Annotated in this window: 19 protein-coding genes; 12 read left to right on the top strand and 7 right to left on the bottom strand. The window is 76.6% G+C overall.

From position 1 onward, the window contains the following. Nucleotides 1-27 precede the first annotated feature (27 nt). Together KUM42_RS11100 and KUM42_RS11095 are read left to right on the top strand one after the other, a co-directional pair. A complete protein-coding gene (locus KUM42_RS11100) occupies nucleotides 28-456 on the top strand; it encodes a MarR family winged helix-turn-helix transcriptional regulator (RefSeq protein WP_237492248.1) in 429 nt (142 codons plus the stop codon). 133 nt (nucleotides 457-589) lie between these two features. Then, nucleotides 590-1,405: a dienelactone hydrolase family protein gene (locus KUM42_RS11095; protein ID WP_237492246.1), complete on the top strand. Its 816-nt coding sequence runs from the start codon at nucleotides 590-592 to the stop codon at nucleotides 1,403-1,405. 24 nt (nucleotides 1,406-1,429) lie between these two features. On the opposite strand, the gene KUM42_RS11090 is transcribed toward KUM42_RS11095, so the two are convergent. After that, on the bottom strand, nucleotides 1,430-8,530 hold the full coding sequence (locus KUM42_RS11090; RefSeq protein WP_237492244.1) for a hypothetical protein: 7,101 nt from the start codon (nucleotides 8,528-8,530) through the stop codon (nucleotides 1,430-1,432). A gap of 189 nt (nucleotides 8,531-8,719) precedes the next feature. Here KUM42_RS11090 and KUM42_RS20130 point away from each other — a divergent pair, with 189 nt between their 5' ends. Continuing rightward, on the top strand, nucleotides 8,720-8,854 hold the full coding sequence (locus KUM42_RS20130) for a hypothetical protein (RefSeq protein ID WP_255557493.1): 135 nt from the start codon (nucleotides 8,720-8,722) through the stop codon (nucleotides 8,852-8,854). A gap of 3 nt (nucleotides 8,855-8,857) precedes the next feature. Here KUM42_RS20130 and KUM42_RS11085 read toward each other — a convergent pair whose 3' ends face one another. Further along, the gene (locus KUM42_RS11085; protein WP_237492242.1) at nucleotides 8,858-9,343 is read right to left on the bottom strand and encodes a DUF1992 domain-containing protein; all 486 of its coding nucleotides are present in this window, start codon (nucleotides 9,341-9,343) and stop codon (nucleotides 8,858-8,860) included. Nucleotides 9,344-9,375: 32 nt separating this feature from the next. On the opposite strand from KUM42_RS11085, the gene KUM42_RS11080 reads away from it, so the two are divergent. Next, nucleotides 9,376-9,915, top strand: coding sequence for an NUDIX hydrolase (locus KUM42_RS11080; RefSeq protein WP_237492241.1), 540 nt, complete (start codon nucleotides 9,376-9,378; stop codon nucleotides 9,913-9,915). A 29-nt stretch (nucleotides 9,916-9,944) separates the two neighbouring features. Continuing rightward, complete coding sequence (locus KUM42_RS11075; protein ID WP_237492239.1) at nucleotides 9,945-10,340, top strand: STAS domain-containing protein; 396 nt, start codon at nucleotides 9,945-9,947, stop codon at nucleotides 10,338-10,340. A gap of 64 nt (nucleotides 10,341-10,404) precedes the next feature. Here the strand turns inward: KUM42_RS11075 and KUM42_RS11070 are convergent, their stop codons facing one another. The 3 genes from KUM42_RS11070 to KUM42_RS11060 all read right to left on the bottom strand — a co-directional run bounded on the left by KUM42_RS11070 (nucleotide 10,405) and on the right by KUM42_RS11060 (nucleotide 13,668). Then, nucleotides 10,405-11,235: an SDR family oxidoreductase gene (locus KUM42_RS11070; protein ID WP_237492237.1), complete on the bottom strand. Its 831-nt coding sequence runs from the start codon at nucleotides 11,233-11,235 to the stop codon at nucleotides 10,405-10,407. A gap of 58 nt (nucleotides 11,236-11,293) precedes the next feature. Next, entirely contained in the window at nucleotides 11,294-12,319 is a 1,026-nt protein-coding gene (locus KUM42_RS11065) for a sensor histidine kinase (protein ID WP_237492235.1), read from the bottom strand. Between the two features lie 140 nt (nucleotides 12,320-12,459). After that, nucleotides 12,460-13,668, bottom strand: a complete 1,209-nt coding sequence (locus KUM42_RS11060; RefSeq protein ID WP_237492233.1) for an aldolase/citrate lyase family protein — start codon at nucleotides 13,666-13,668, stop codon at nucleotides 12,460-12,462. Between the two features lie 50 nt (nucleotides 13,669-13,718). On the opposite strand from KUM42_RS11060, the gene uraD reads away from it, so the two are divergent. From uraD to pucL, 3 genes are all read left to right on the top strand, one after another. After that, nucleotides 13,719-14,234, top strand: a complete 516-nt coding sequence (gene uraD, locus KUM42_RS11055) for a 2-oxo-4-hydroxy-4-carboxy-5-ureidoimidazoline decarboxylase (protein ID WP_237492231.1) — start codon at nucleotides 13,719-13,721, stop codon at nucleotides 14,232-14,234. Next, complete coding sequence (gene uraH / locus KUM42_RS11050) at nucleotides 14,231-14,548, top strand: hydroxyisourate hydrolase (RefSeq protein WP_237492229.1); 318 nt, start codon at nucleotides 14,231-14,233, stop codon at nucleotides 14,546-14,548. The genes uraD and uraH overlap by 4 nt, the downstream gene beginning before the upstream one ends. An 88-nt stretch (nucleotides 14,549-14,636) precedes the next feature. Next, entirely contained in the window at nucleotides 14,637-15,542 is a 906-nt protein-coding gene (gene pucL, locus KUM42_RS11045) for a factor-independent urate hydroxylase (protein ID WP_237492227.1), read from the top strand. An 8-nt stretch (nucleotides 15,543-15,550) separates the two neighbouring features. On the opposite strand, the gene KUM42_RS11040 is transcribed toward pucL, so the two are convergent. Continuing rightward, nucleotides 15,551-18,217, bottom strand: a complete 2,667-nt coding sequence (locus KUM42_RS11040) for a hypothetical protein (RefSeq protein WP_237492225.1) — start codon at nucleotides 18,215-18,217, stop codon at nucleotides 15,551-15,553. A gap of 250 nt (nucleotides 18,218-18,467) precedes the next feature. On the opposite strand from KUM42_RS11040, the gene KUM42_RS11035 reads away from it, so the two are divergent. The 4 genes from KUM42_RS11035 (at nucleotide 18,468) to KUM42_RS11020 (ending at nucleotide 23,269) form a co-directional block, all read left to right on the top strand. Then, a complete protein-coding gene (locus tag KUM42_RS11035) occupies nucleotides 18,468-19,205 on the top strand; it encodes a GAF domain-containing protein (RefSeq protein WP_237492223.1) in 738 nt (245 codons plus the stop codon). A 46-nt stretch (nucleotides 19,206-19,251) separates the two neighbouring features. Next, entirely contained in the window at nucleotides 19,252-19,752 is a 501-nt protein-coding gene (locus tag KUM42_RS11030; protein WP_237492221.1) for a phosphoribosyltransferase, read from the top strand. 158 nt (nucleotides 19,753-19,910) lie between these two features. Then, nucleotides 19,911-20,933, top strand: a complete 1,023-nt coding sequence (locus KUM42_RS11025; protein WP_237492219.1) for a lysylphosphatidylglycerol synthase domain-containing protein — start codon at nucleotides 19,911-19,913, stop codon at nucleotides 20,931-20,933. Then, the gene (locus KUM42_RS11020) at nucleotides 20,930-23,269 is read left to right on the top strand and encodes a bifunctional lysylphosphatidylglycerol flippase/synthetase MprF (protein WP_237492218.1); all 2,340 of its coding nucleotides are present in this window, start codon (nucleotides 20,930-20,932) and stop codon (nucleotides 23,267-23,269) included. The genes KUM42_RS11025 and KUM42_RS11020 overlap by 4 nt, the downstream gene beginning before the upstream one ends. On the opposite strand, the gene KUM42_RS11015 is transcribed toward KUM42_RS11020, so the two are convergent. Continuing rightward, a complete protein-coding gene (locus KUM42_RS11015) occupies nucleotides 23,218-24,354 on the bottom strand; it encodes a methyltransferase (RefSeq protein ID WP_237492216.1) in 1,137 nt (378 codons plus the stop codon). The two genes, KUM42_RS11020 and KUM42_RS11015, sit on opposite strands and share 52 nt — an antisense overlap. Between the last annotated feature and the right edge of the window lie 181 nt (nucleotides 24,355-24,535).

The raw sequence follows: 24,535 nt of genomic DNA, 5'->3' as shown, positions 1-24,535 counted from the left end.
CCGCACGGTCGTCGGTACGATTCCCGCATGACCGCCTCCCCACCGGACGACGGGACGGCGGTGCTCGGCGAGCTGGTGCTGGGCGTGGCCCGCACGTTGCGCCGCCGGTTCATGGCCGCGCTGGCCCCCTGGGACCTGTCCCCGCACCAGGCCCGGGCGCTGCGCGTCGTCTGCGGGCGGGACGGCGTGCGGTTGTCGGAGCTGGCCGAGGCGCTGCGGATCGCCCCGCGCTCGGCCACCGAGGTCGCCGACGGGCTGCAGGAGCGCGGGCTGGTCGAGCGCTCCCCCGACCCCGCCGACCGGCGGGCGGTGGTGCTCACGCCGACGGAGGCCGGGCGCCGGGTGCAGCAGGAGGTCGATGCCGCCCGGGGCGCCGACGCCTCGGAGCTGTTCGCCCGCCTGCCGGCCGCCGACCGCAGCGAGCTCGCCCGCCTCCTCCGCACCCTCACCGACTGACTCCGCCGCCGCCGGGCGCCGGCCTGCCCGGGGACCCGCCGACCGCACGGTCGTCCCGGCTGGGGGCGGCCGGGGTGGCGCGGCGCGCTCGGGGGTCTCGACCGCGGGGGCCCGGCGGGTCCACCATCGGGCGATGACAACGACGTCATCACCTGCCCTGACCGGCTGGGCCGCCGAGCCCTTCACCAACGCCGGCCTCACCCACACCGTGTACTCCCGCGGCTCCGGCCCCGGGGTGGTGCTGCTGCCGGAGATCCCCGGCATGACGCCGGAGGTGCTGGGCCTGGCCGACCACCTGGTCGACGCGGGCTTCACCGTCGACGTGATCAGCCTCTTCGGCGAGCCCGGCCGTCCGCTCAGCCCCGCCTACGCCGCCCGCACCGTGGCGTCGGTGTGCATCAGCCGGGAGTTCCGGGCCTTCGCTAAGCGGGCGGACCGTCCGGTCGCCGAGTACGTGCGGGCCGCCGCGCGCCGGCTGCACGACCGGGTGGGCGGCCCGGGCGTCGGGGTGATCGGCATGTGCTTCAGCGGTGGGTTCGCGCTGGCGTCGGCGGCGGAGCCCTCGGTGCTCGCCCCGGTCGGCAGCCAGCCCGGCGTCCCCTTCCCGCTCTCCGCCGGCCACCGCCGCGACATCGGGATGAGCGAGCGGGAGGCCGACGTGATCGGCGAGCGGGTGCGCAGCGAGGGGCTGTGCCTGATGGGCCTGCGCTTCAGCGAGGACGCCGCCTCCCCGCGCGACCGGTTCCGCGCCCTGCGGGCCACGTTCGGCGACGGCTGGCTGCCGGTGCAGCTCAACTCCCGCCCCGGCAACGACGCCGGCATCGGGGCCAACGAGCACAGCGTCCTCACCAGCAAGGACGTCGAGACGCCCGGGCACCCCACGCACGAGGCCCGCGAGCAGGTCGTCGCCTTCCTGCGGGAACGACTGGCTGCCGTCCCCGCCCGCTGAGCGCGCCGGCCCGCCGGCGGGTGGTCACCAGCGACGGCCCACCACCCGCCGGCGGCCGAGCACCATCAGGAACGCACCGAGCGACAGCGCCAGGGCACCCAGCGCGAGCGGCGGGCCGGTCTCCTCACCGGTGGCCGCCAGCCCCGCGGGCGTCGGTCGGGGTGCGGGCGCCGGCCGGGTGGCCGGGTCGGCCGGGTCGGCCGGGTCGGCCGGGTCGGCCGGGTCGGCCGGGTCGGCCGGGTCGGCCGGGAGACCGTCCACGAGGGCACCGTCGGCAGGTGCACCGTCCACGGGTGCACCGTCCACGGGTGCACCGTCCACCGGTACGCCGCCCACAGGAGAGCCGTCCACGGGCGTCCCGTCCACCGGCGTCCCGTCCACCGGAGAGCCGTCCACCGGGGTGCCGTCCACGGGTGTGCCACCCACCGGAGAGCCGTCCACCGGCGTCCCGTCCACCGGGGTGCCGTCCACCGGGGTGCCGTCGACGGGCGTGCCGGGAGGCGGCGGGCCACCGTCAGCGGCGGCCAGCGGGACGTCCATGGCCGAGGTGTCCGAGACCGTGACCGTGCCGGCACCCGAAGGCGGTGCGCCGGTCGCCTGCGCGTCGCTGACCAGCCGGCCGGCCACGACGTCGGCGCCGTCGACCTGGTGCGGCGTGTCGGTGCTGCACTCCATCGACCCACCGGGGGCCAGCGACGTCTGCGGGCACCCCACGGTGCCGAAGGCCGGGTCGGCCACGGTGACCCCGGTCAGCGTGAGGTTGCCGGTGTTGGCCACCCGGTAGACCACCCGCACGAGGTCGTCCCGCTGGGGACGGGCGTCCCGGTCGCGGGAGGTCGTGTTCTCCAGGCGCTGGGTCAGGTCCAGGCCGGTGCGCACGGCGGCGGTCGGCACCGCCCCGTCGGCCGGGGCCGAGCGCAGGCCCGGCGCAGCGGCGGCGAGGGACGCCGAGCCCGCCGGGACCACGACCGGGTCGAGGCTCACGCCCACGGCGGTCGCGGTCGTCCGCACGGACCGGGACAGCACGTCGTCCTCGGTGACCGGGTGCGGCACCACACCGCCGCAGGTCAGCGCCTGGCCCGGCGCGAGCTGCGTCGGCGGGCAGGCCACCGGACCGTCGCCGAGGTCCTCGACGCCGAGCGCGTCGACGGGGACGCCGCCGTTGTTGGTGACGGTGTACCGCCAGCGGACGGTGTCACCGGTCTCGGCGGCACCCTGCCGTTCCGCCGGGGAGACGACGCCGTCGACGGCGATCGCCAGGGCCGGCGGCGGGACCGCGGCCACCGCGGCGTTGCTGACCACGGGTGCACCGGTGCGCGGGTCGTCGCCCTGCGCGACCGCGGTGTTGGTGCGCCCGCCGGCCAGGACGTCGGCGGCCGTGACCCGGTCGTGGTCGGACGCGCAGTCGACCTCGGCCCCCGGGGCCACGGAGTCCTGCGGGCACTGCACGTGCACGAGCGCGTCGTCGACGGTCAGGTCGCGGACGGTGAGCTCACCGGTGTTGCGGACCCGGACGGTCCAGTCGACCGTCTCGCCGGCGTCCAGCAGGCCGTCACCGTCGTCGGCCCAGACCGCCGTCTTGGTGGCGGTCAGCGCCGACCCGGCCGCCGCCACGGGCAGCGGCGCGGTGGCCGGGCCGAACGTCAGGGGGGTGCCGAGGCCCTCGGGCAGACCGGCCACCTGTGCGGTCAGGCCGACGGGCAGCCCGGCGTCGAAGTCGTCCTGGTCCACGACGTAGGTGCTCGTCCCGGTGCAGGTCGTCACGGCCCCGGGCGCCAGCGTGGTCGTGGGGCAGTTCGCGGCGCCGCCGGCGGCGTCGGTCAGCGCGACGCCGTCCATGGTGGCGTTGCCGAGGTTGCGGACGACGTAGGTGTACGTCACCCCGTCGCCGACCCGCAGCGGGCCGGTCGCGGACGGCACCGCGGCTGCGGTGACCTCGAGCGCGCGCACCAGCGGTGCCAACGACAGTGCCTGGGTGGCCAGGGCCGAGGTGGTCCGCGCCCCGCTGGCGACCGCCGTCGCGGTGGCCGTCCCGGCCACGGTGAGCGTGCCGTTGCGCAGGTCGGCCTCGGAGACCTCGTGCACCGTCGACGTCCGGCAGACCGTCGACGCGCCGGGCGTCAGCGGTCCGACCGGGCAGGTGACGGGGACGAGGTCGACGCTCGTGACCCCGACGTCCTGCACGGCCACGTTGCCCACGTTGGTGACGGTGAACAGGCCGCGCACCCGGTCGCCGAGGTCGGGGACGGGGCTGCCGGCCACCGCCTGGCCCACGGTCAGCAGCAGGCCCAGCTCCTCGGTGGTGGAGACGGCGCGGGTGTCGGTGCCCGTCACCCGGGTGCCGGCGCGTGGCTCGTCGCCGCCCACCGTGAACAGCGCGGAGATCGCGGGTGCCCCGGCGTCAGCGGCGGTGATCGTGTAGCGCGGGGCCGTGCAGCGCATCTGCTCGCCGGGGCCGAGGACCGGCACCGGACAGGTCAGCACGTCCCCGCGGCTGCTCGTCACCTCGACCCGGGTGAGGGTCACGTCGCCGGGGTTGGACACCAGCGCCCACCAGTCGATGGTCTCGCCGGCCTCGACCGCGCGGTCCCCGTCGTCGGCCCAGTCGGCCACGCCGCGGACCGCGAGCTCGGGGCGGGCGGCCGCCAAGGCGACCGGGGCCGAGGCCGGCCCGAAGGTCAGGGGGGTGGCCGAGCCGGCCGGGATGCCCGACACCTGGGCGAGGTCGGCGATCGGCTGCCCGGCGTCGAACTCCTGCTGGGTCACCCGGTGCGACCCGCCGCTGGTGCAGGAGGTGCTCGCCCCCGGGGCGAGCACCTGGAGTGCACACGACGCAGGGCCGACCAGCTCGTCGGCGACCGAGACCAGCCGCATGGTGACGTTCCCGTCGTTGCGGACGTCGTAGGCGTAGCGGATCGTCTCGCCCGCGCTCACCGGACCGGGCGTGCTCGCCACGACGGACACCTGCAGCGACCGGACCGCGCCGGCGACCCGGAGGACGGTCTGGTCCTGCGGGGAGCGCACCGGGGCGCCGCCGGCCGGGGTCCCGGTCGCGGTGGCCCGCTCGGTGATCCCGCCGACGAGCACGTCGGCCTCGGCGACCACCCGCGGGACGTCGGAGGTGCACACGGTCGTCTGCCCGGGCTGGAGCAGCGTCGCGGCACACGTGGCGGCACCGCCGTCCGCGTCGTCGACGGCCACGCCGGTCAGCTCGACGTTGCCGGTGTTGGTGACCGTGTACCGCCAGGTCACCTGGTCACCGGGGGCGGCCGCGTCCTGGTGCGCGGACGGCGCGACGACGCCGCCGAGGGTCGTCCGCAGCGCCGGGGTGGCCTCCGCGGGCAGCAGCGTCTCCGACGGCGCGCTGCGCACCACGGTGCCGGCGCGCGCCTCGGTACCGGTGGCGACCGCGGTCGTGCGCCGCTGCCCACCGACGTCGGCCGCGGCCAGGGTGGTGGCGGTGGCGCAGCTGGTCCACGCCCCCGGCGCGAGGACGGTGTCGGTGCAGGTGAACGAGGGGGTACCGGGCGCGGACACGGCCAGCGCACCCGTCGTCAGGTCGCCGGTGTTGACCACGACCGCCGTCCAGGTCACCGTCTCGCCCTCGTCGAGGGCGTCGTCGCCGTCGGCGTCGTCCCAGTCCGCGACCAGGGTGAGGCGGAGGGCCGGGGCGCCCGCCGTCACCGGCACCGAGGTGGTGGCCGGGGCGAAGGTCAGGTCCGTGGTGGAGTCGGGGGCGCGGCCGGAGATGACGGCGCGGCTGGTCACCGGGGTGCCGGCGTCCACGTCGGCCTGGGTGACCCGGTAGGTGCTGCCCGCGGTGCAGCTCATCTGCTCGCCGGGCGCCAGCGCGTCGTGCGGGCAGGCGACCGCACCGGGCACGAGCGTCTCGTCCACCCGGATGCCGCTGATCCGGACGTTGCCGTCGTTGCGCACCACGTACGCGAGGTCGACGGCATCGCCCACCCGGAGGCCGGACCCGTCGACGGCCGGCGACACGGCCACCTGGGCGGTGGTGGTCAGGGTGCGCTGGGCCGGCAGGACGGTGACCCGCGCCGAGCCGGTGTTCCGCGGGTCCGGGTCGGTGGCGTCCGAACCGGTCGCCGTGGCCCGGTTCTCGACGTCGGTCGGCGACTCGGCGGTGCCGCTGACGTCGAGCAGCGCGGACGCACCGACCGCGAGGTACGGGATGCGCCAGACGCCCACGGCGTCGCCGTAGCTGCCGGCGGACGGGTGCGCCCCGGTGATCACCACACCGGGCTGGGGCTCCTCGCGGACGACGACGTCGCGGGCGTCGGAGGGGCCGGCGTTGGTGACCCGCACCTGGAACTGCACGGCCCCGGTCTGCACGACGCTCGGCGTGCTGGTCGTCATGGCCACCTGCAGGTCCGCCCGGCGCTCCACCCGCACGGAGGCGGTGCCCGTGTCGTTGGTCGCCACCGGGTCGGCCGACGTCGAGGTGACGGTACGGCTGCGGGAGAAGCTGGTGTCGGTGAAGGTGGCCGGCACGCGGCCGCGGGAGTCGATCAGCCAGGTGCCACCGGCCTCGAGCTGGTCCAGCCAGCAGACGACGACCCCGCCGTCGACGGCGAGCCCGTCGCGGACGCCGCCCTGGTAGGCGCAGGCGCCGGCGTCCAGCGGCCTCGGCGGGGTGCTCCCGTCGGATCGGGGGCGCGTGGTGACGACCGGGACCGGCTGGTCGGCGAGCGCGGCCAGCCGCAGCTGGACGCCGGAGGCGCGGGTCGGCCCGTTGTTGGTCACCGTGGCCAGCCCCGCGACGTCCTGCCCGGCGACGAGCGGGGCGCCCGGGTCGGTGGGGTTGCTCAGCGCGAGGGTGACCGCGAGGTCCGCGGACAGCCGGATGGTCGCGCTGACCGTGGCCGACTGGTTGCCCTCGTCGGCGTCGGGCACCGCGGAGACGACGGTGGCGCTGGCGAAGGCGGTCCCCTCGGGGGCGTCGGGGTCGACGACCGCGGTGCCGTTGATCGTCACGCTGCCCCGGTGGGGCACGACCGGGATGCTGCAGTTGCCCGGGACGCAGCCGGTGGAGTCGGTGCCGACGATGCGCACGCCGGGCGGCAGCGTCGACCGCACGGAGACGTTGGTCGCGTCGGAGGCGCCCAGGTTGTCGACGACGACCGTGAACGCCAGCGTCTGGCCGGGCATCAGGTCGGTCCGGTCCAGCGTCAGCCGGGGCCGCAGGTCGACGTCCCGGCTGCCCGCACCGCTGACCGAGGCGGTGAGGTCGTCGGCGTCCGGGTCGGGGGTGGTGGCGGCGACGGACACGGCGTTGTCGATCCGGCCGTCGTTGTCCGGGGCGAGCTGGACGGTGACCAGCACCGGCAGCTCCGTGCCCGGGGCCAGGTCGGGGAGCGCGCAGCTGACCGTGTTCGAGCCCGCGGCCAGCGTGCAGGTGCCGCCGGCGACGGTGGCGGACTGGAGGGTCGAGCCGGGCTGCAGCGGGTCGACCAGCCGGACGCCACGGGCCGTGGACGGGCCGTCGTTGCGGACCCGGGCGGTGTAGGTCACCGGGTCGCCGGCCACCCCGACGGCGGGGTCGCTGGCCAGCCGCACCGAGAGGTCGGCGAGGGCGGTCACCGCGGCGCTGACGGTGGCGGTGTTGTCGGTGGGGCCCTGGTCGTAGCTGTCCCCGCGGACGCTGCTCACCAGCGTGTCCTGCGCGCCGGGCACCGCGTCGGCGGGCACGCCGCCGGTGATGGTCACGCCCCGGGCGGCGCCGGGGGCGAGCGCGGGCCCGGTGCAGGTGACCGTCGTGCCGCTGACCGTGCAGCTCCCGCCGCCGACCGGGGTCGCGGTGACGCCGGTGAGCCCGGCCGGGACGGTGGTGGTGAGCTGCGGGGCCGGCTCGGTGCCCGGGCCGCGGTTGGTCAGCGTCGCGGTCCACGTGGCCGGGCGCCCGGCCACCAGCGGGGTGGTGCCCTGCGTCAGCGTCGCGCGCAGGTCGGCCGCGACGCCGATGGCGGTGGCCGCCTCGTCGGACGTCGAGGTGAGCGTGCTGGCGCTCAGGTCGTCGCGGTAGGTCACCTTGGCGTCGTCGCGCAGCGTCTGCCCGGACAGCGCGGGCAGCACCCGCGCCTGGTAGGAGAAGGTGCGCACGTCGCCGGGGTCGACGACCCCGCCGGCGGTCGTCCCGGCGTTGCGGCCCACCCGGACGCGGACGGTCCCCTGGCCGGTACCGGTGGAGGTGTCGTACTCCCCGGCGTCGTCCCCGACCGCGTCCGACCGGACGGCGGTGGTGGTGCTGGTGACCGCGCGGATCGAGCCCGGCACGAACTCCACGCCGGCGGGCAGGTCGTCGGACATGACGACCTCGCGGGCCGGGTTGCCGCCGTTGTTGGCCGTGGTGACCGTGTAGGTGAGCACGTCCCCGACCTGAGCTGTCCCGGTCGTGCGCCCGGGCGGCGGCGACACCGTGGTCGTGGTGACCAGGCAGGGCTGGGTGCCGAAGGAGATGCTGTCGAGGAAGTTCCCGATGCTGGCGTTCGGGCCGGTGGAGCTCACCGCCTGGAAGGAGAAGCGGGTGAGCGTCTGACCCGGCGGCACGGTGTAGACCCGCGAGTAGGTGCCCCAGGCGTTCCGGTCGTCGGTGATGAGCGCCTGCCGGTTGGCCAGCGAGGCCCGCACGGTGGGAGGGGCGATGTAGACGGCCATGGTGTCCTGGCCGAGCCGGCCCCGGTGCTGCAGCTCCCAGCGCAGGGTCTGGCCGGGCGTGGTGGCCACGTCCTGGTAGAGCGTGGACGCCTGGGTGGCGTTCAGCTCGGCGAACTGCTGCCCGCTCCCGGCGGACACGTTCTCGAAGCCGGAGCTCCACAGCTCGACCAGCCCGTCCGTGGCGGTGGTCAGCCAGCCGGGCACCTGGCTCTCGTCCAGCTGCCGGATGGAGCTGGCGGGCAGCACCGGCTGCTCGAAGCCGCCGTTCTGCAGCGCCACCGCCGCGGGGCAGGAGACCGGCGCCTGGGCCGCCGCGGCCACCGGGGTGGCACGCAGCGCGGGGAGCAGCCCGGTCAGCCCGCCGGTCAGCAGGGCGCCGGCCACGGCCACCGCCGTGATCCGCCGGACCAGCCCACGCCGGGGCCCCGTCTCGACGCCTGCTGCACTCCGCACCGCTTCCTCCACTCCGTCACCGGGCGTCACACCCGTCACTCAGGGCGCAACTGTCCGGTGCCGGAACCCGCCGGTCGGTGCGCCGGCGGTCGTGTCGCGGAGAACGCGCGGTCACCGTCCGCGCTGGTCGACAAGGTGACGGCCGGGGTCCGAGTGGCCTCGGGGTCCGGCGCTGTGCAGGCTGGTCGCATGGACACCGAGACGCCCGAGCCCGACCAGGTCAACCTGCACCCCGGGCAGTACGACGAGGGCGGTGAGGGCGGCATGGCCACCCGGGAGCTCGCCGCCCGGCACCAGCAGGAGGACGACGAGCAGGACGACTGAGCCTCAGCCGGCGCGCCGCCACCAGCCCCGACGGCGGGACGGCGCGGGAGGCGGGGGCTCCGGCGTCGGCGGCTCCGGGACGACGGGGTGCTCGGCGCGCCACCGGGCGAGCTCCTGCTCCACGTCGGCCATCCCCACCGCGATCCAGACGCCCTCGACCGGCCGCCGGTAGTAGGCGTCGACGCGGGCGTTGTGCGCCTCGACGACCGCGCGAGCCCGATCCTCGGTGGGCTGGGCGGTGACCAGGGCGGGGAGGTCCTCCCGCTCCTTGCGCAGCACCAGCCCCGACGGCAGCATCGAGACGGGGTCGGCCTCTTCGCGCCGGGCCCACTCCAGGGCCCACTCGTAGCTGCTCTTCTCCTTGTCCCGGCGGGGCAGCGGCTTGCCCGCCCCCGCCAGGCCCTCGAAGGCACCTCGTTCCCGGGCCTGGACGATCTGGTGATCGACCCAGGTCTCGAACGACATGCCCTCGGGCTTGCGCTCGGTCATCGTCCTCCTCCCGGTCTGCCAGGCTAGGTCGCGTGCGGACGACGAGCAGCCGAGAGGTCTACCGGAACGCCTGGATGCGGGTGCGCGAGGACGCCGTCGAGCGCGCGGACGGCTCGGCCGGCGTCTACGGCGTGGTCGAGAAGCCCACCGCGGCGCTGGTGATCGCCGCCGAGCGGGGCGGGTTCTGGCTCGTCGAGCAGTTCCGCCACCCGCTGGGCCGCCGCTCCTGGGAGTTCGTGCAGGGCACCTGGCCGGCCGGCGGCGGCGGGACGGCGGAGGAGCTGGCCCGCGCCGAGCTCGCCGAGGAGACCGGCCTGCGGGCCGGTGGGATGCGGCTGGTCGGCCGGATCGACATCGCCCCCGGGCTCACCACGCAGCAGACCGACGTCTGGCTGGCCGACGACCTGACGCCGGGCCCGACCGCGCGCGAGGCGACCGAGGCCGACATGCGCTGCGAGTTCGTTCCCGAGGCCGAGCTGCGGACGATGGTCCGCGACGGCCGGTTCACCGACGGCCCGTCGCTGGCCGCCCTCGCCCTGCTCCTGCTCGAGCGGGACCGCACGGAGGAGTGAACCGGGCCACTCCCGGGCAAGGAGCGGACATGGACGATGCTGAGGACACCGTCGAGGTCACCGTCACCGGGCACGACGCGGAGACGGCGGAGATCCGGGTGGTCGGTGAGCTCACCGAGGGGGCGCGCCGCCCGCTGGTGCGGGCGATGACCGACCTGATGCTCGGCTCCCCGGAGCTCAAGCGGGTGCAGCTGGACACCCGCGAGGTGACCTTCATGAACTCCGCCGGCATCGCCTCGCTGGTGCAGCTGCACAAGATGGTGCAGCCGCGCGGCATCGAGCTGCCCCTGGTCGTGCACTCCACCGCGGTCGCCCGGCCACTGCAGCTGTCCGGGTTGTGGCACCGCTTCACCGTGATCGACCGCCGGGACGACAGCCCCGACGTGGTGCACGAGTCCACCCACCGCCGCACCGAGCACAGCTGACGGACCCCGTCCTCCTCGTGCCCCGCGAGCTCGCCACGAGCCCCGGGACGGGGACGGGGTCACCTCAGAGGTCGAGGTCGGCCAGGTGCTCGGCGTAGGTGCGCGGCGGGCGGCCGAGCAGGGCGGTGAGCACCCTCGGGCTGCCCACGAAGCCGTGCGCCCGCTGGTGGTCGTGCTGGGTGCGGCGGCAGCGGGCGACGTAGGACGTCGGCACCTCACCACCCGGCACCACGTCCTCGGCGACCACCTCCCGGTCCAGCCGCGCGCCGATCAGCTCGGCCAGCCGCGGCGCGGTCAGCGCCTCGGGGCCGGCCGCCTCGAACGTCCCGCCGTCCAGTCCGTCCTCGAGCAGCAGCACCGCGGCTGCCGCGGCGACGTCCCGCAGGTCGACCAGCGACTGCCCGGTGCGCAGCCCCCAGTGACTGCGCAGCACGCCGCTGGCCCGTGTCTCCGCGAGCTGACCGTCGACGTTCTCCGCGTAGGCGCACGGCTGCAGCACCCGCCAGGAGCGCAGGCCGCTGCCGTCGAGCGCCTCCTCGGCGCGGTCCTTGGCGGCGTGGTGCGGCAGCGTGCGCAGCTGGGGGCGCAGCACGGAGTGGTAGACGACCCGGGGGACGCCGGCCCGGCGCGCCTCGGCGAAGAGCGCCGGCGCCCCGTCCGCCTCGTCGGGGTCGAAGGCCGGCCAGACCAGGTACAGGGCGTCCGTGCCGGCCAGCACCGACGACCAGGCCATGGGCGCGGTCAGCTCCGCCACCACCACCTGGGCGCCGAGCGCGGTGAGCTCGGGCCGGGGACCCCGGCGGGAGACGACCGCGCGCACCTGCTCACCGCGGCTGCGCAGCTCACGGACGACGGCCGTGCCGGTGGGCCCGCCGGCCGCCGTCACCACGATCACGCCGTCACGGTAGCCGCGGGACGCCTCCGCCCGCGGTCGCCACGACCGGCCCGGTGGCTCAGCGCAGGGAGGTGCTCAGCCGCACGGTGAGGCCGGTGGGGGCGCCGACCAGGTCGACGTGGTCCCACAGCTTGCGGGCCAGCCACAGGCCCATCCCGCCACGGGACAGGTCGTCGCCGTGGGCGGGCCGGAAGCCGGCCAGCTCGTCGATGACGCCGGTGCCGCGGTCGGTGAGGGTGCAGACGACCCGGTCGGCGGAGGCCCAGATCCGCGCGGAGACCGGCGGGACGCCGTGCCGGAAGGCGTTGGCGGCGATCTCGCTGACCGCCAGGTGCAGGTCCTCGCACTGCTCCCGGTCGGGCACGTACCGGGCGAGCGCGGCGCGCAGCTGGTGGCGCAGGTGGGCCAGCGACTGCACGCCGTCGACGGCGAACGCCGCGGGGCGCTCCTCCATGGGCTCGCGCGGGACCGGCAGGGACCGCACGAAGGAGTCCGGACGGCGGTAGCCGCGGTTGGTGAACACGGTGCCGCCGGCGAGCAGGTGCGGGTGGGTGGCGGTGGCGCTGGCGACCGCGGCGGGCGGGAGCACCCGGCGGTCGTAGACGCACAGCCGGTCGACCGGCGCGCCGGCGAACAGCGGGTTGAGCGCGGCCTCGAAGCGCTGCGTCTCGTGCACGTCGCGCGGCGAGCTGCCGAAGCAGGGCATGCCCAGCACGCGCACCCGGCCCGAACCCTGCTCCCCCGCCTGCTCCACCAGCCGGCGGAGGGCGCCGACGGCGTCCGGCGGGCGGGTGCCGTACAGCGCGATGCCCGGGTCGGTGACCAGCAGCGCGGCGTCGGCGCCGAGCCGGTCGCGCAGGGCGCCGGAGGTGGCCGGGTCGCAGGCCAGCACCGTGAGGTCACCGGCGGCGAGGCCGGCGGTCAGCCACGGCAGGGCCACGTCGAACAGGTCACCGGCCGAGCCGACGACGGCTGCGGTGTGCGTCTGGGCCCGCTCCGCGGTCAGCGGGCCGCCGGTCGTCCCGATGCCGTCGGCCCGGGCACGCTGCAGCCAGCGCGGTGGATGACCTCCGAGCACGCTCACGACACCTCGCCTCAACCGACTCCTCGAGCGGACGGGTGGCACGTGCGGTCACCCACCCTTCATCTCGGCAGCCGGGGCCCTGGTCCTGACCCCCTCGTCCGGGTGATCGGGCTCGCCGCGGTCCTCGGAGGAGGCTGCGGTCAGCGGGTCGGCCGCCGTCCGGCCAGTCTGTCCAGCTCCGCGCGACCGAGCCCGGTGGCAGTCTCCACCTCCCCGACGTCCAGGGCACCGCAGTCCAGTCCGCGCAGCACGACGGCGGCCAGGGCCCGCGCGGTGGCCGGCTCGTCGAGCACCCCGCCCTCGACCCGGCTCACGTAGGCCGACAGGCGCCCCGCAGCGGCCGGGAGCGCGGCCCGGAAGAAGGCGTAGGTCGCCACGTAGCGGGTGACCAGCTGGGCGGGGTGCAGGTCCCAGCCCTGGTGGAAGCCCCGTTCCAGGGCCCGGCGCACCAGCCGCGCGTGCAGCTGCCAGGCCGCGTGCACCTGGTCGGTGCCCCCGACGGGGAGCACGTTGGTCGAGCCGTCGACCGCCCGCGCCCCGGTGCCGGCCACCGCGACCTGCATCGCCTGCTTGGCCACGTCGGCCGCCGGGTGGTCGGAGGACTGGTGGGCCGCGGCGATGCCCAGGGCGGCGCTGTAGTCGTAGGTGCCGAAGTGCAGGCCGGTCACCCGGCCGGCGCCCGCGTGCAGCATCCGGGCCAGCGTCGTCGTCCCGTCGGCGCCGAGCACGGCCTGGGGCGTCTCCACCTGCAGCTCGAGGTCCAGCCCCAGGCCGCAGGCGGCCTCGAGCGCGTCGAGCACGGGCAGGAAGGCGGTGACCTGCTCGACCGCGGTGACCTTGGGCAGGGTCACCACGGCGCGCTCGCGACCGGCGGCGGCCAGGCCGGTGAGGAACAGGTCGAGGCTGCGCACGCCACGGCGCCGGGTCGGGCCCTCCAGCGACTTCGCCCGGACACCCAGCGACTGCGGCAGCACCGGCTCGGCGGCCAGCACCGCCGCCGCTGCGGTGACGTCGCCGTCCTCGGCGTCCGGGCTCCCCCGGTAGCCGTCCTCGGCGTCGACCCGCAGGTCCTCCACCGGCTCGGTGGCCAGCTTCGCCCGCACCCGGGGCAGCACCTGCTCGACCAGTGCGCCGTCCAGGCCCAGGTCGGGCAGGCCGTGCTCGTCGAGGGCGGCCAGTGCAGCGGCGCCCCAGCGCCCGGTCAGCCCGGGGACGACGGCGTCGGCGGGGACGTAGCAGGTGTGCACCGGCTGCCGGGACGAGGACTCCCCCGGGTACGCGGCGAGCCGGGCGGCGTCGACGGGTACCAGCCGCCGGTCGAGCTCGGCGAGGACGTGCTCGGGGACCACCGGACCTCCGCGGGCTGGTGCTGGGCGACTGAGCTGGCATCCTGCCCCACGTGACCGCACCAGGTGGCGACGATGCGCTGGCCCGTTTCAACGACGCACCCCCGGCCGAGGCCGCCGAGCTGGCGTTCGGCTGGCTCGCCGCCCCGGCGTTCGCGATGGTCCTGACCGCGGGCCGGCCCTACCCCACGGTCGGCGCCCTGGTCGGCAAGGCCGCCGAGCTCGCCCAGGCGATGTCCTGGCGGCACGCCTCCGCCGCGCTGGCCGCGCACCCGCGGATCGGCGACCGGGTCGAGGGCGACTCCGCGTCGGCGGCGGCCTCCCGCCGCGAGCAGAGCGCGATGACCGACGCCGACGACGCGGTGCGCGCCGCCATCGCCGAGGGCAACCGGGCCTACGAGGAGCGGTTCGGCCACGTCTTCCTGATCCGTGCCGCGGGGCGGACCCCGGAGGAGGTGCTGGCCGAGCTGCAGCGCCGGCTGGGCAACACCCCCGAGGCCGAGCAGGCCGAGGTGCGCACCCAGCTGACCGAGATCACCGCGCTGCGGGTCCGCCAGGCGATGGGGTGAGCGTCTCCACGCACGTCCTGGACTCCGTCACCGGCCGGCCCGCGGCCGGGATGGCGGTCGCCCTGCACGCCGGCGACGCCCTGGTGGCCGCGGGGACGACGGACGCCGACGGCCGCTGCCGGCTGGTCGAGGGGCCGACGGCGGCCGGCCCGCACCGGCTGGTGTTCGGCACCGGCGACTGGTCGGCCGCGCAGGGTCGGGAGACGTTCTGGCCGGAGGTGGCGCTGACCTTCGCCGTCCGCGAGCCCGCCGAGCACCACCACGTCCCGCTGCTGCTCTCCCCCTTCGCCTACTCCACGTACCGCGGCAGTTGACGGAGTGGGTCCGTCGGCGTGAGCTCGACGGGTCCACTCCTGTTCCACGTGCAACATCGATGCAACGCCAACAGGGCAGGGTGGGCTCATGGCGATCGTGCTCGGCCCCAACCAGTACGGGAAGGCGGAGGTCCGCGTCGTCGCGGTCGACCGCTCGACCCCGCGGCACTCCCTCGTCGACCTCAACGTGAGCACGGCGCTGCGCGGTGACCTCACCGCCGCGCACACGGCCGGCGACAACGCGCACGTGCTGACCACCGACGCGCAGAAGAACACCGTGTTCGCCTTCGCCCGCGACGGCATCGGGTCGCCCGAGGAGTTCGGCATCCGGCTGGCCGACCACTTCACCGGCTCGCAGCCGGCGATCACCGGGGCGCGGATCGCGATCGAGTCCTACGGCTGGGAGCGGATCACCGTCGGCGGGCAGCCGCACGACCACGCCTTCCGCCGTCCCGGGGGCGAGGTGCGCACGGCGGTGGTGACCGTCGACGGCGACGACGTCCACGTGCTGGCCGGGCTGACCGACCTCGTCGTCCTCAAGACCACCGGGTCGGAGTTCTGGGGCTTCCCCCGTGACCGGTACACGACCCTGCCGGAGACGACCGACCGGGTCCTGGCCACCGCGGTCACCGCGCGCTGGCGGTACACGGGCACCGACGTCGACTGGAACGGCACCTACGACGCCGTCCGGACGACGCTGCTGGAGACCTTCGCCGCGACCCACTCCCTGGCGCTGCAGCAGACGCTGTTCACGATGGGCGAGGCGGCGCTGACCGCGCACCCGGACGTCGCGGAGGTGCGCTTCTCGATGCCGAACAAGCACCACTTCCTGCAGGACCTGTCGGCGTTCGGGCTGGACAACGACCTCGACGGGCCGGGCGCGGTGGTCTACCACGCCGACGACCGGCCGTACGGGCTCATCGAGGGCACGGTGCTGCGCGACGACGTCCCGGCCGCGCCGGTCGCCTGGCAGGGCACCCCCGGCCACTGCTGACCGGCGGCCTACCGGCGTCGGCCGGTGACCCGGCCCCGACGGGCCGCGGGCCGCCCACCGGCGGGCCGCCGGGTCCGCCCGGCGGCGGACAGCGCCAGCCCGGCAGCGACGGAGGCCAGCGCCTCGCCGGTCCACACCCGCAGGTCGGCTCCGGTCCAGGCGAGCGTCGGGGACCCGCCGGCCGGCACGACGGGGGCGGCCGGCGGCACGGGCGGGGCGGGTACGACCGGTGCCACGGGCGGGGCGGGGACGACCGGCGGAACGGGCGGGGTGGGGACGGCCGGGGGGACGGGTGCTGCCGGGACCCCCGTCGGGTCCGGGGCGGTCGCGGGTCCCACGGCGGCGACCGTGGCCGACCACAGTCCGTCGGTGGCCTGACCGTAGGCATCGGTGAGCCGGTAGGAGATCTCCACGGTGCCCGCACTGCCCGGTTGCGGCACGAGGGTGGCGACCCCGGTCACCGGGTCGAGCCCGGCCACGCCCCGACCGGGCAGGTCGACGCTCTGCGAGGGGACGCCGTCCGCGTCGAGCAGCGTCCGGGTGCCGCCGACCGGGGCCGAGGGCACGGTCACCGACTGGACGGCCGTCCCCACGCCCGAGGAGTTGAGCGGACCGGCGACCGGCGGCGCCGGGAGCAGGACCTGGGGCCGGTACACACCCTCGGACGTCGAGCCGTAGGCATCTGTGAGCCGGAACCGGACGGCGCCGGCACCGGCGAACCCGAGCACCGGGGCGAACCGGACGGCACCGGTCGCCGGGTCCAGCGTGTAGCCGCCCTGCCCGGGCACGGTCACGGCGGACGCCGGCGCGCCCGTCCCGTCGACGAGGGTCCGGGAACCGCCGGCCGGCGCCGGGGGGACCGCCACCTGCTGGGGCGCCGTGCCGGTGCCGACCGAGGTGACGTCCGGTGTGACCGGTCCGGCCGGGACGGTCACCGTGGCCTCGTAGGAGCCCACGGCCGACTGCCCGTAGGCGTCGGTCACCCGGTAGCCGACGGCCGCGGTGCCGGTGAACCCGAGCTCCGGGGAGAAGGTGACCCGACCCGTGGCCGCCTCGCTCGTCCAGCTCCCCCGACCCGGGACGGCCGGTGCGGGCGCCGGCTCACCGTCCTGGTCCAGCAACGTGACCGCGCCCCCCACCGGAGGCACGGGGAGCAGGACCTGCTGGGTCGACGTGCCCGCCCCGGTCGAGGTCAGCAGCGGCGTGAGCGGGGCCGGCGGCAGGTGCACGGTCGCCGCCCACCCGCCGATGCCGGTCGCGCCCGTGCCGTCGGTGACCCGGAACCTCGCCGTCCGGGCGGTGCCCGACCAGCCGTACGCGGGGGTGAAGGTCAGGGCGTCGCCGTCCACCGCGTAGCGCCCGCCGTCGACGTCGAGCGCGCCCACCGGCGTGCTGCCGTCGAGCAGCACGACCGCACCGCCGGCCGGGACACCCGGCAGGACGCGCTGACCCGCCGTCCCGACGCCCTCAGAGGTGAGCTCCTGGTCCGGGGTGACCACCAGCGCGGCGGTGCTGGCGGTCGGGTCCAGCTCGTTGCCCTGCACGGTGACCGTCGCGGCCGTGGACACCGCCTCACCGGTGGTCGCGGTGGCGGTGAAGGCGTAGTCGTCGGCGGTGTGGGCGGTGAGCGGTCCGACGACGCAGGTGACCGTCCCAGCGGACAGGGCGCACCCGACCGGCAGCTGCACCGCGGTGACCCCGGCGGGCACCGGGAAGCGGAAGGTGGAGCCCGACGACGGGCCCGGGCCCTCGTTGCCCACCGTCACCGTCCAGTCGACCGTGCTGGCCGGGTGCACGGGTGCCGGGGAGCTGACCGCCGGCACCAGGTCGGCCGGCAGGGGAGCCGGTGTGCTCGCACCGTCGTTGCTGGAACCGGGGGTGGCCTGGACCCGCGAGACGGCGGTGATCGTCGGGGTCGCCGACCCCGGGTCGCCGATCCGCACCTGGGTGATGACGCCGCTGCCGTTGTTGAGCAGGCCGATGTTGCCGTTGCCGTACCGCCAGGCGGCCCCGTAGTCGCCGGTGTCGCCGGGCGGGAAGACCGCGCCCGCGGGGAGCCGGGTGACGACCCCGGTGACGACGTCGAGGCGGACGATGCTCCTGACCCCGCCGTCGGCCTCACCGCCCCACAGGTGGCCGTCGCTCCAGGTGAAGTCGAAGAGCCGGACGGTGGCGGACGGCGCGACCGACCCGGTCACCCGCCGACCGGCGACGTCGATGCGGTAGATCCTCCCGACACCGGTGTTGTCCTTCACGAACAGGGTGTCGGCGTAGGCCCCCTCGCCGAAGGCCCCGCTCAGGTAGGCGTCGGACCCCCGGGTGGCCGGCAGGCCGCTGACGGGCCCGAGCAGGGTCACCTCGCCACCGGACCCCACGCGGACGAGCTGGTCGCTGTTCGGACCGGTGCGCACGATGCCGTACAGGTACCCGTCGGCCACCCGGTACCCGACCGCGTTGTACTCGTAGGCCGACGCCCCGCCGAGCTCGGACACCGTGGCCCCACCGGACCCGGAGTCCGCGTACCGGTCGGAGGTCAGCACCCGCAGCGTCGAGGTGCTGTCCCCGGACCGGACCTGGCTCATGTAGAAGGTCGGGCCGGCCGGCGCGAGCGGGGCCGCGGTCGCTGCGGGCGCGATCACGGCAGCCGACAGCAGCAGCGCGGTGAGCAGACCCACGACTGCGTGGCAGCGTCGGTCGTGCGGCGGACGGGGTGACACTCGACCTCCTCGACTGGTGTCCCACCTGCCACATCGGCCACACGCGTGCGTTCTTGAGCACAACGCGCCGGGATCGTCCGGAACGGCCCGACCGGCCCAGGTGTCGGGGGACGACCGGGCGGGGTAGGGGTCGTGGGCGCGGCGCTCTCGCTGTGGTGGGAGGTCCAGCAGCCGGCCGGTCCTGCCCGGGCGGCCGCAGGAGGAACCCGTGGACCTCGCGCAGGAGTTCGCCGCCCAGGTGGCTGCCGCCGAGCAGGAGCTGCCCGGCCCCGAACTGCTCCCCGACCGGCTGGCCCGCGCCTGCGCCGCCGTCCTCCCGGTCGACGGCGTGGGGCTGAGCGCCTACTTCGCCGCCGACCGGCGGCTGCCGCTGGGGGCCAGCGACCCGACCGCGGCCACCGCCGAGCGGCTCCAGTTCACCGTCGGCGAGGGCCCCTGCCTCAGCGCGCACGCGACGGGGATGCCCGTGCTGGCCGACGAGGCGGAGCTGCGGGCCCGCTGGCCGGGGTACCACGACGTCCTCGTGGCCCGCACCCCCGTGCGGGGGGTCATCTCGCTGCCGCTGCACGGCGGGCTCGAGGACGTCGGCGCCCTGGACATGTACCTGCACGCGCCGGGCGACGTCCGGGCGCTCGGCCTCGCCGACAGCCTGACGGTCACCACGGCGCTGTCCGAGGCCTTCGCCGCGGCGATGGCCGGCGAGCCGCGCACCGAGGACGGGCCGGCCTGGCTGGACTCCCCCGGCGTCGGTCGCCGGGCGCAGGTCTGGCAGGCGGTCGGGGTCGTCAACGTCGCACTCGAGCTGCCCAGCCGCGACGCGCTGGCGGTGCTGCGGGCGTGGGCCTACGGGCACGACGCGGACCTGGACGACGTCGCCGCGGCCGTGCTGGAGCGGCGGCTGACCGTGGAGGAGCTGGCGCTGACGACCGGGAACGCCCCCTCGTGAGGACCGCGGCTGGTCACGGCCCGCCCCGGGCTGCGACGATCACCGCGTGAGCGCACCGGAGCCGGCCCGCGAGACCCTGACCTACGAGGACTTCGGCCGGGCGGCCCGGGAGCTGGCCCAGCAGGTCGCCGACGACGGGTTCGAGCCCGACATCATCCTGTCGATCGCCCGCGGCGGGCTGTTCCTCGGCGGGGCGCTGGGCTACGCGCTCGACGTCAAGAACCTGTTCGTGATGAACGTCGAGTTCTACACCGGCGTCGACCAGCGGCTGGAGCTCCCCGTCGTGCTGCCGCCGACCCTGGACGTGGTCGACCTGACCGGGTCGAAGGTGCTCATCGCCGACGACGTCGCCGACACCGGCAAGACCCTCGAGCTGGTCAAGGAGTTCTGCGCCGGCCACGTCACCGACGTGCGCACCGCCGTCGTCTACGAGAAGCCCCGGTCGCTGGTGCGGTGCGACTACGCCTGGAAGCGCACCGAGGCCTGGATCGACTTCCCCTGGTCGACCCTGCCCCCCGTCGTCTCCCGCGGCGGCTCCGGCCACTAGGCCCCCGTGCAGGGTCCCGCCGCGAGCTCGCGCGTGGCGGGGGCAAGGGGGTCCTCCATCTGACCGCAGGTCGGCGTGCAGCGCTCTCCCAGGAGCCACCCAGGCCGGGCGCAGCCCGGTGCACCACCGTTCCCCTCGGTCTCGGCTGGGAGGACGACATGGGAACCGTGTGGACGCGGGCAGCGGGCGCTGTCGCGGTGGTCGGGGTGCTGGCCGTGGTGGTCTGGTCCGGGCGGGCCGAGCTCGGCGCGGTCGGACCGACCCTGCGCGGCTCGGACCCCCGGTGGCTGGGCGTGCTCGGCGTGCTGCTGGCCGGCTGGCTGGTCGCCTGGTGGGCCGTGCACGTCACGTCGCTGGGCGCCCAGCGCCGGGTGCACGCCGTCGACCTGCCGGTGCTGGCCCGCGCCTCGCTGGCCGCGGTCGCGCTCAACTCGGCGGTGAAGTCCGGCGGGGCGGCCGGGCTGGTGGCGCTGCAGCGGGCCGGACGGCGCCGGTCGATCCCGGACGCCGACGTGCGCACCGGCTACCTGCTGGCCACCACCGCGGTCGACGTCGGGTTCCTGCTCGTGCTCGCCGCCGCGATGACCGGGCTGGTGGTCGACGACGGCGCCACCCGGGCCGAGCTGGCCGCCACCGGCGCGTTCCTGCTGGTCACCGTGGCCCGCGCCGGGCTGCTGGTCGCCGCGGCCCGCAGCCGGGTCACCGTGGGCCGGGTCCTCGCCGGCGGTGAGCGGCTGCGGGCGCTGGTGCTCCGCCGCCCGCGCCGTCCGGTGGCCGAGTCCTCGGTGACCGACCTGGTGACCGCGGCGCGGGCACTGTCGGCCCGGCCGCTGCGCGCGCTGCCGGCGGTGCTGGCCGCCACCGCGGTCGACCTGCTGGCCGTCGGGATGCTGGTGGCCGCCGTGGCCGCGGTCGGCGGGGGCACCCACCCCGCGCTGGCGCTGGTCGCCTACGTGCTGTCCGCGGTGGCCGCCACGCTGGGCCCGCTGCCCGGTGGGCTGGGCGCCGCCGAACTGGGGGCCGTGGGCGCGCTCGTCGCCGGCGGGCTGCCGGTGGCGACGGCGACCGCGGCCACGCTGCTGTTCCGGGTCGCCGAGTTCTGGGTCCCGCTGCTGGTCGGCGGGGTGGCGTGGACGACCTGGCGGATGCCGGCCCGGCGGGTCCAGGAGGTGGCGGCATGACCGCCGACGGGCGCTGGGTGCGCCGGGGGGTCGCGGTGGTCGCCGCGCTGAGCGGGACGGCCGCCCTCCTGCTGGCGCTGCACGGACACAGCGGGCCGCGGCGAGCCACACCGCCGGGGCTCCGGCCGCTGTCCGGCGCGGTCGCCGTCATCGACGGCGGCCACTACCTGCTGCTGGCCGCGGGTCTGGTGCTGCTGCTGGTCGTCCGGGTGCTGCTGGCCGGCCACCGGGCGGCGTGGCTGGCCGCGGTCGTCGCGCTGGCGACGGCCGCCCTGGGCGCGACCGAGCTGCACCGCCCGTCGGCGGTCGTGGCGGCGGCGCTGGCGCTCACGGCGGGCGTCGCGGCGACCGCGGCGGCCTTCCCCGCGTCCGGTGACCCGCTGCAGGTGCGCCGGGGCGTCGGGGTGCTGCTCGGGGGCTCCGCGCTCGTCGCGGCCTTCGGCGCCGCCGGACTGCACCGGGCAGGTGAGCACGCCGGCCAGGGGACCTCCCCCGCCGGCTCCGTGGTCGGCGCGCTGCGGCTGCTGCTGATGCTCCCGGCCGGCACCGGACCGCTGCCGGCGCACGCCGCGTGGCTGGTGCCCGCCGTCCGCGGCGCGGAGCTGGTCGTCGTCCTGGTCGGCGCCGGTCTGGTGGTCGCCGCGGTGACCGGCCAGCGGCAGCGGCCGGCCGACCGCCAGGTCGTCGAGCGCCTGCTCGCCGAGCACGGGCAGACCCCGCTGGTGCACTTCCACCTGCTGCCGGACAAGCAGTGGCTGATCACCCCCGACCAGCGCGCGTTCGTCTCCTACGGCCTGCGTGGGCGCACCGCGGTCGCCCTCGGCGGGCCGGTGGGCGCACCGGACGCGCGCCGGGACGCAGGTGCGGCCTTCCTCGCGCTGTGCCGGCGCAACGGCTGGACGCCGGCCTTCCACCAGGTGTCGGAGGCCGAGCTCGCTCCCCTGCGCGAGCTGGGGCTGCAGGCCTACAAGATCGGCGAGACCGCGGTCGTGGACCCGGCCACCGCGCGGCTCGAGGGCCGGGCGCTCAAGCAGGTGCGCTCGGCGGTGCGCCGCTGCGAGCGGGCCGGGCTGCGGGTGGTCGAGCTGCCGCACCCGCTGACCGATCCCGACCTGGCCCGGCTGCGCGAGGTGTCCGACGTCTGGTCGGCGTCCGGTGGGCACCGCGAGCGCACGTTCACCCTCGGCCAGTTCGACGCCGACCAGCTGCGGGCGACCCCGGTGCTCGCCGTGGTCGACGCCGACGACCGGGTGCAGGCCTTCCTCAACCTGCTCCCCCGCTACCGCGGCGCCGAGCTCACCTTCGACCTCATGCGCCGCCGTCCGGACGCGGTCAACGGGGTGATGGAGCAGCTGTACGTGGCGGTCCTGGAGCGCGCCGCGCGCGAGGGTGCCACCGGCGTCGACCTGGGGCTCGCGCCGTTCTCCGGGCTGACCGGGCAGCCCGGCGCCCCGGCCCGGGTGATGCAGCTGCTCTACGCCCGCGGCGGGGCGCTGCTGAACTACGCGGGGCTGCGCACGTTCAAGGACAAGTGGGCCCCCCGGTGGGAGCCGCGCTACCTGGTCACCACCGGTGACGCGGCCCTGGCCCGGGTGGCCGTGGCGGTGGCCCGGCTCGGCGAGCTGCCGGACCCGCGGAGCCCCGGACGGCGGGTCCTGGCCCAGGTCCGCCGGCGCCCGGTGACCGCGGTGTTCCTGCTCCTCATGCTGTGGCTGGAGCTGGCCAGCACCTACGACCCGGCGGTGCACCGCCAGCTGCTCGCGGCGGCGGGCTCGTCGTGGGAGCTGCTCACCCGCGGGCAGCTGTGGCGGCTGGTCACCTCCCCGGTGGTGCAGTCCAGCCCCGGCCTCGCCTGGCTGAACCTGTTGCTCGGCCTCACCGCCTTCACCCTGGCCGAGCGCCGGTACGGCAGCCGGTGGACGGCGGTCGGGTTCTTCGCCGGCGACCTGATCGGCAGCATCCCCGTCCTGCTCGCCGTCCGCGTCCTGGCCGGGCTGGGGTCACCGGCCGCGCAGGAACAGCTGCACGCACTGGACGGCGGCAGCTCCGCCGGCACCTGGGCGCTGCTGGCCGCGGTCGCCTGGGGGCTGCCGGCGGGACGCTGGCGGCGCGGCGGGGTGGGGTTGGTCGCCGTCGTCCTGCTCACCACGCTGGGCATCCGGCCGGACATGGCCAACGTGCAGCACATCGCCTCGGCCGGCGGCATGCTCGCGCTGCTGGCGACGCGGGCCCGGTGGACGGTGGCGGGGCGGCCTCGGTGGCCGACCCGCACCGCCCGCGCGGCTCAGCGGGCGGTCGAGGCGGTGACGGTGAAGGCCGGGTTCCGGGCCACCTGACGGGTGGGGCCGACGAGCCGGGTCAGCGCCTGGCGGTGCGGCAGGTGGGAGTTGAAGACCGCCCACATCTCCCCGCCCGGGCGCAGTGCCCGCGCCGCTCCCTCGAACAACCGGTGCGCGACGGTCTCGTCGACGGCGACGCCGGAGTGGAACGGCGGGTTGCAGACCACCAGGTCCACGCTGCCCTCGGGGACGCTGCTCCCGGCGTCGTCCCGGGTGACCGTGACCCGGTCGCCGAGCCCGTTGGCCGCGACGGTGGCCCGGGCCGAGGCGACCGCGGCGGCCGACTGGTCGGTGGCCAGCACCCGCAGCCCGGGCCGGGCGGTGGCCAGCGCGGTGGCCAGGACGCCGGTGCCGCAGCCGAGGTCCAGCGCCGTCGCGGCGTCGGGCACGGCATCGGCGAGCACGGCGAGCAGCGCGTGGGTGCCCCGGTCGACCTTGACGCCGGCGAAGGCGGCGCCGTGCGCGCAGACGGTGAGGCCGAACTCGGCGTGCTCCCGGCACTGCGGGAACGTCGGCGTCGCCGCCGGCCGGGGCCCGCGGGCGATGAGCACCCGCGACTTCTGCCGGCCCAGCGAGGCCCGCACGTCGGTGAAGGAGTCGGCCAGGACGTCGTTCATCGCGCGGGTCATGTGCTTGACCCGCCCACCGACGAACAGCGTCACGTCGGGGTCGGCGTCGGCCGCGACCACCTCGGCGAGCTCGCGCAGGGCGTCGAGGCCCTTGGGGGCCTGGACCAACACGGTCGTGGCGCCGCGCACCAGCTCCGCGCCCAGCGGGAGCAGCCGGTAGCTGCCGGTGTGCCCGGTGCGCTCGGCGTTCGCCGCCAGCGCCAGCTCGCCGAGCAGCAGGTCGGTGGTCACCCGCGGCGCGACCGCGCCGTGCAGCGCGACCGCACCGAGGGTCAGCGCGCCGTGCGAGTCGTCGATGACGGCGACCCCGTCGGGGCGGGCGGCGATCGCCTCGGCCGCCTCGTCGAGCAGCAGCCGGTCGGTGGCGTCGACGGCGACGAGCTCGGGGGCCTCGACGTCCGGTGCACGGCGGAGCTGGGCGAAGAGGTCTGCTGCGGCATCGCTGGGGGTCACGCCGTCCACTCTGCCCGCGCGTCCCCCCGCACCGGTGCCCCGCCCCTCCCCCGGGTCGCCGCCGGCTCGACCGGGTCGATGGTGCGGCGCAGAAACGGCAGGGTGGGCAGGGCCGGGAACGGCACCCCCGGCACCGTCGTGGCGAGGGCGGCGGCCGGTCCGGCCAGGGCACCGACACGGG

The sequence above is a fragment of the Modestobacter sp. L9-4 genome (assembly GCF_019112525.1).
Classification (GTDB): domain Bacteria; phylum Actinomycetota; class Actinomycetes; order Mycobacteriales; family Geodermatophilaceae; genus Modestobacter.
This window is presented reverse-complemented; position numbering and strand designations above follow the sequence as displayed.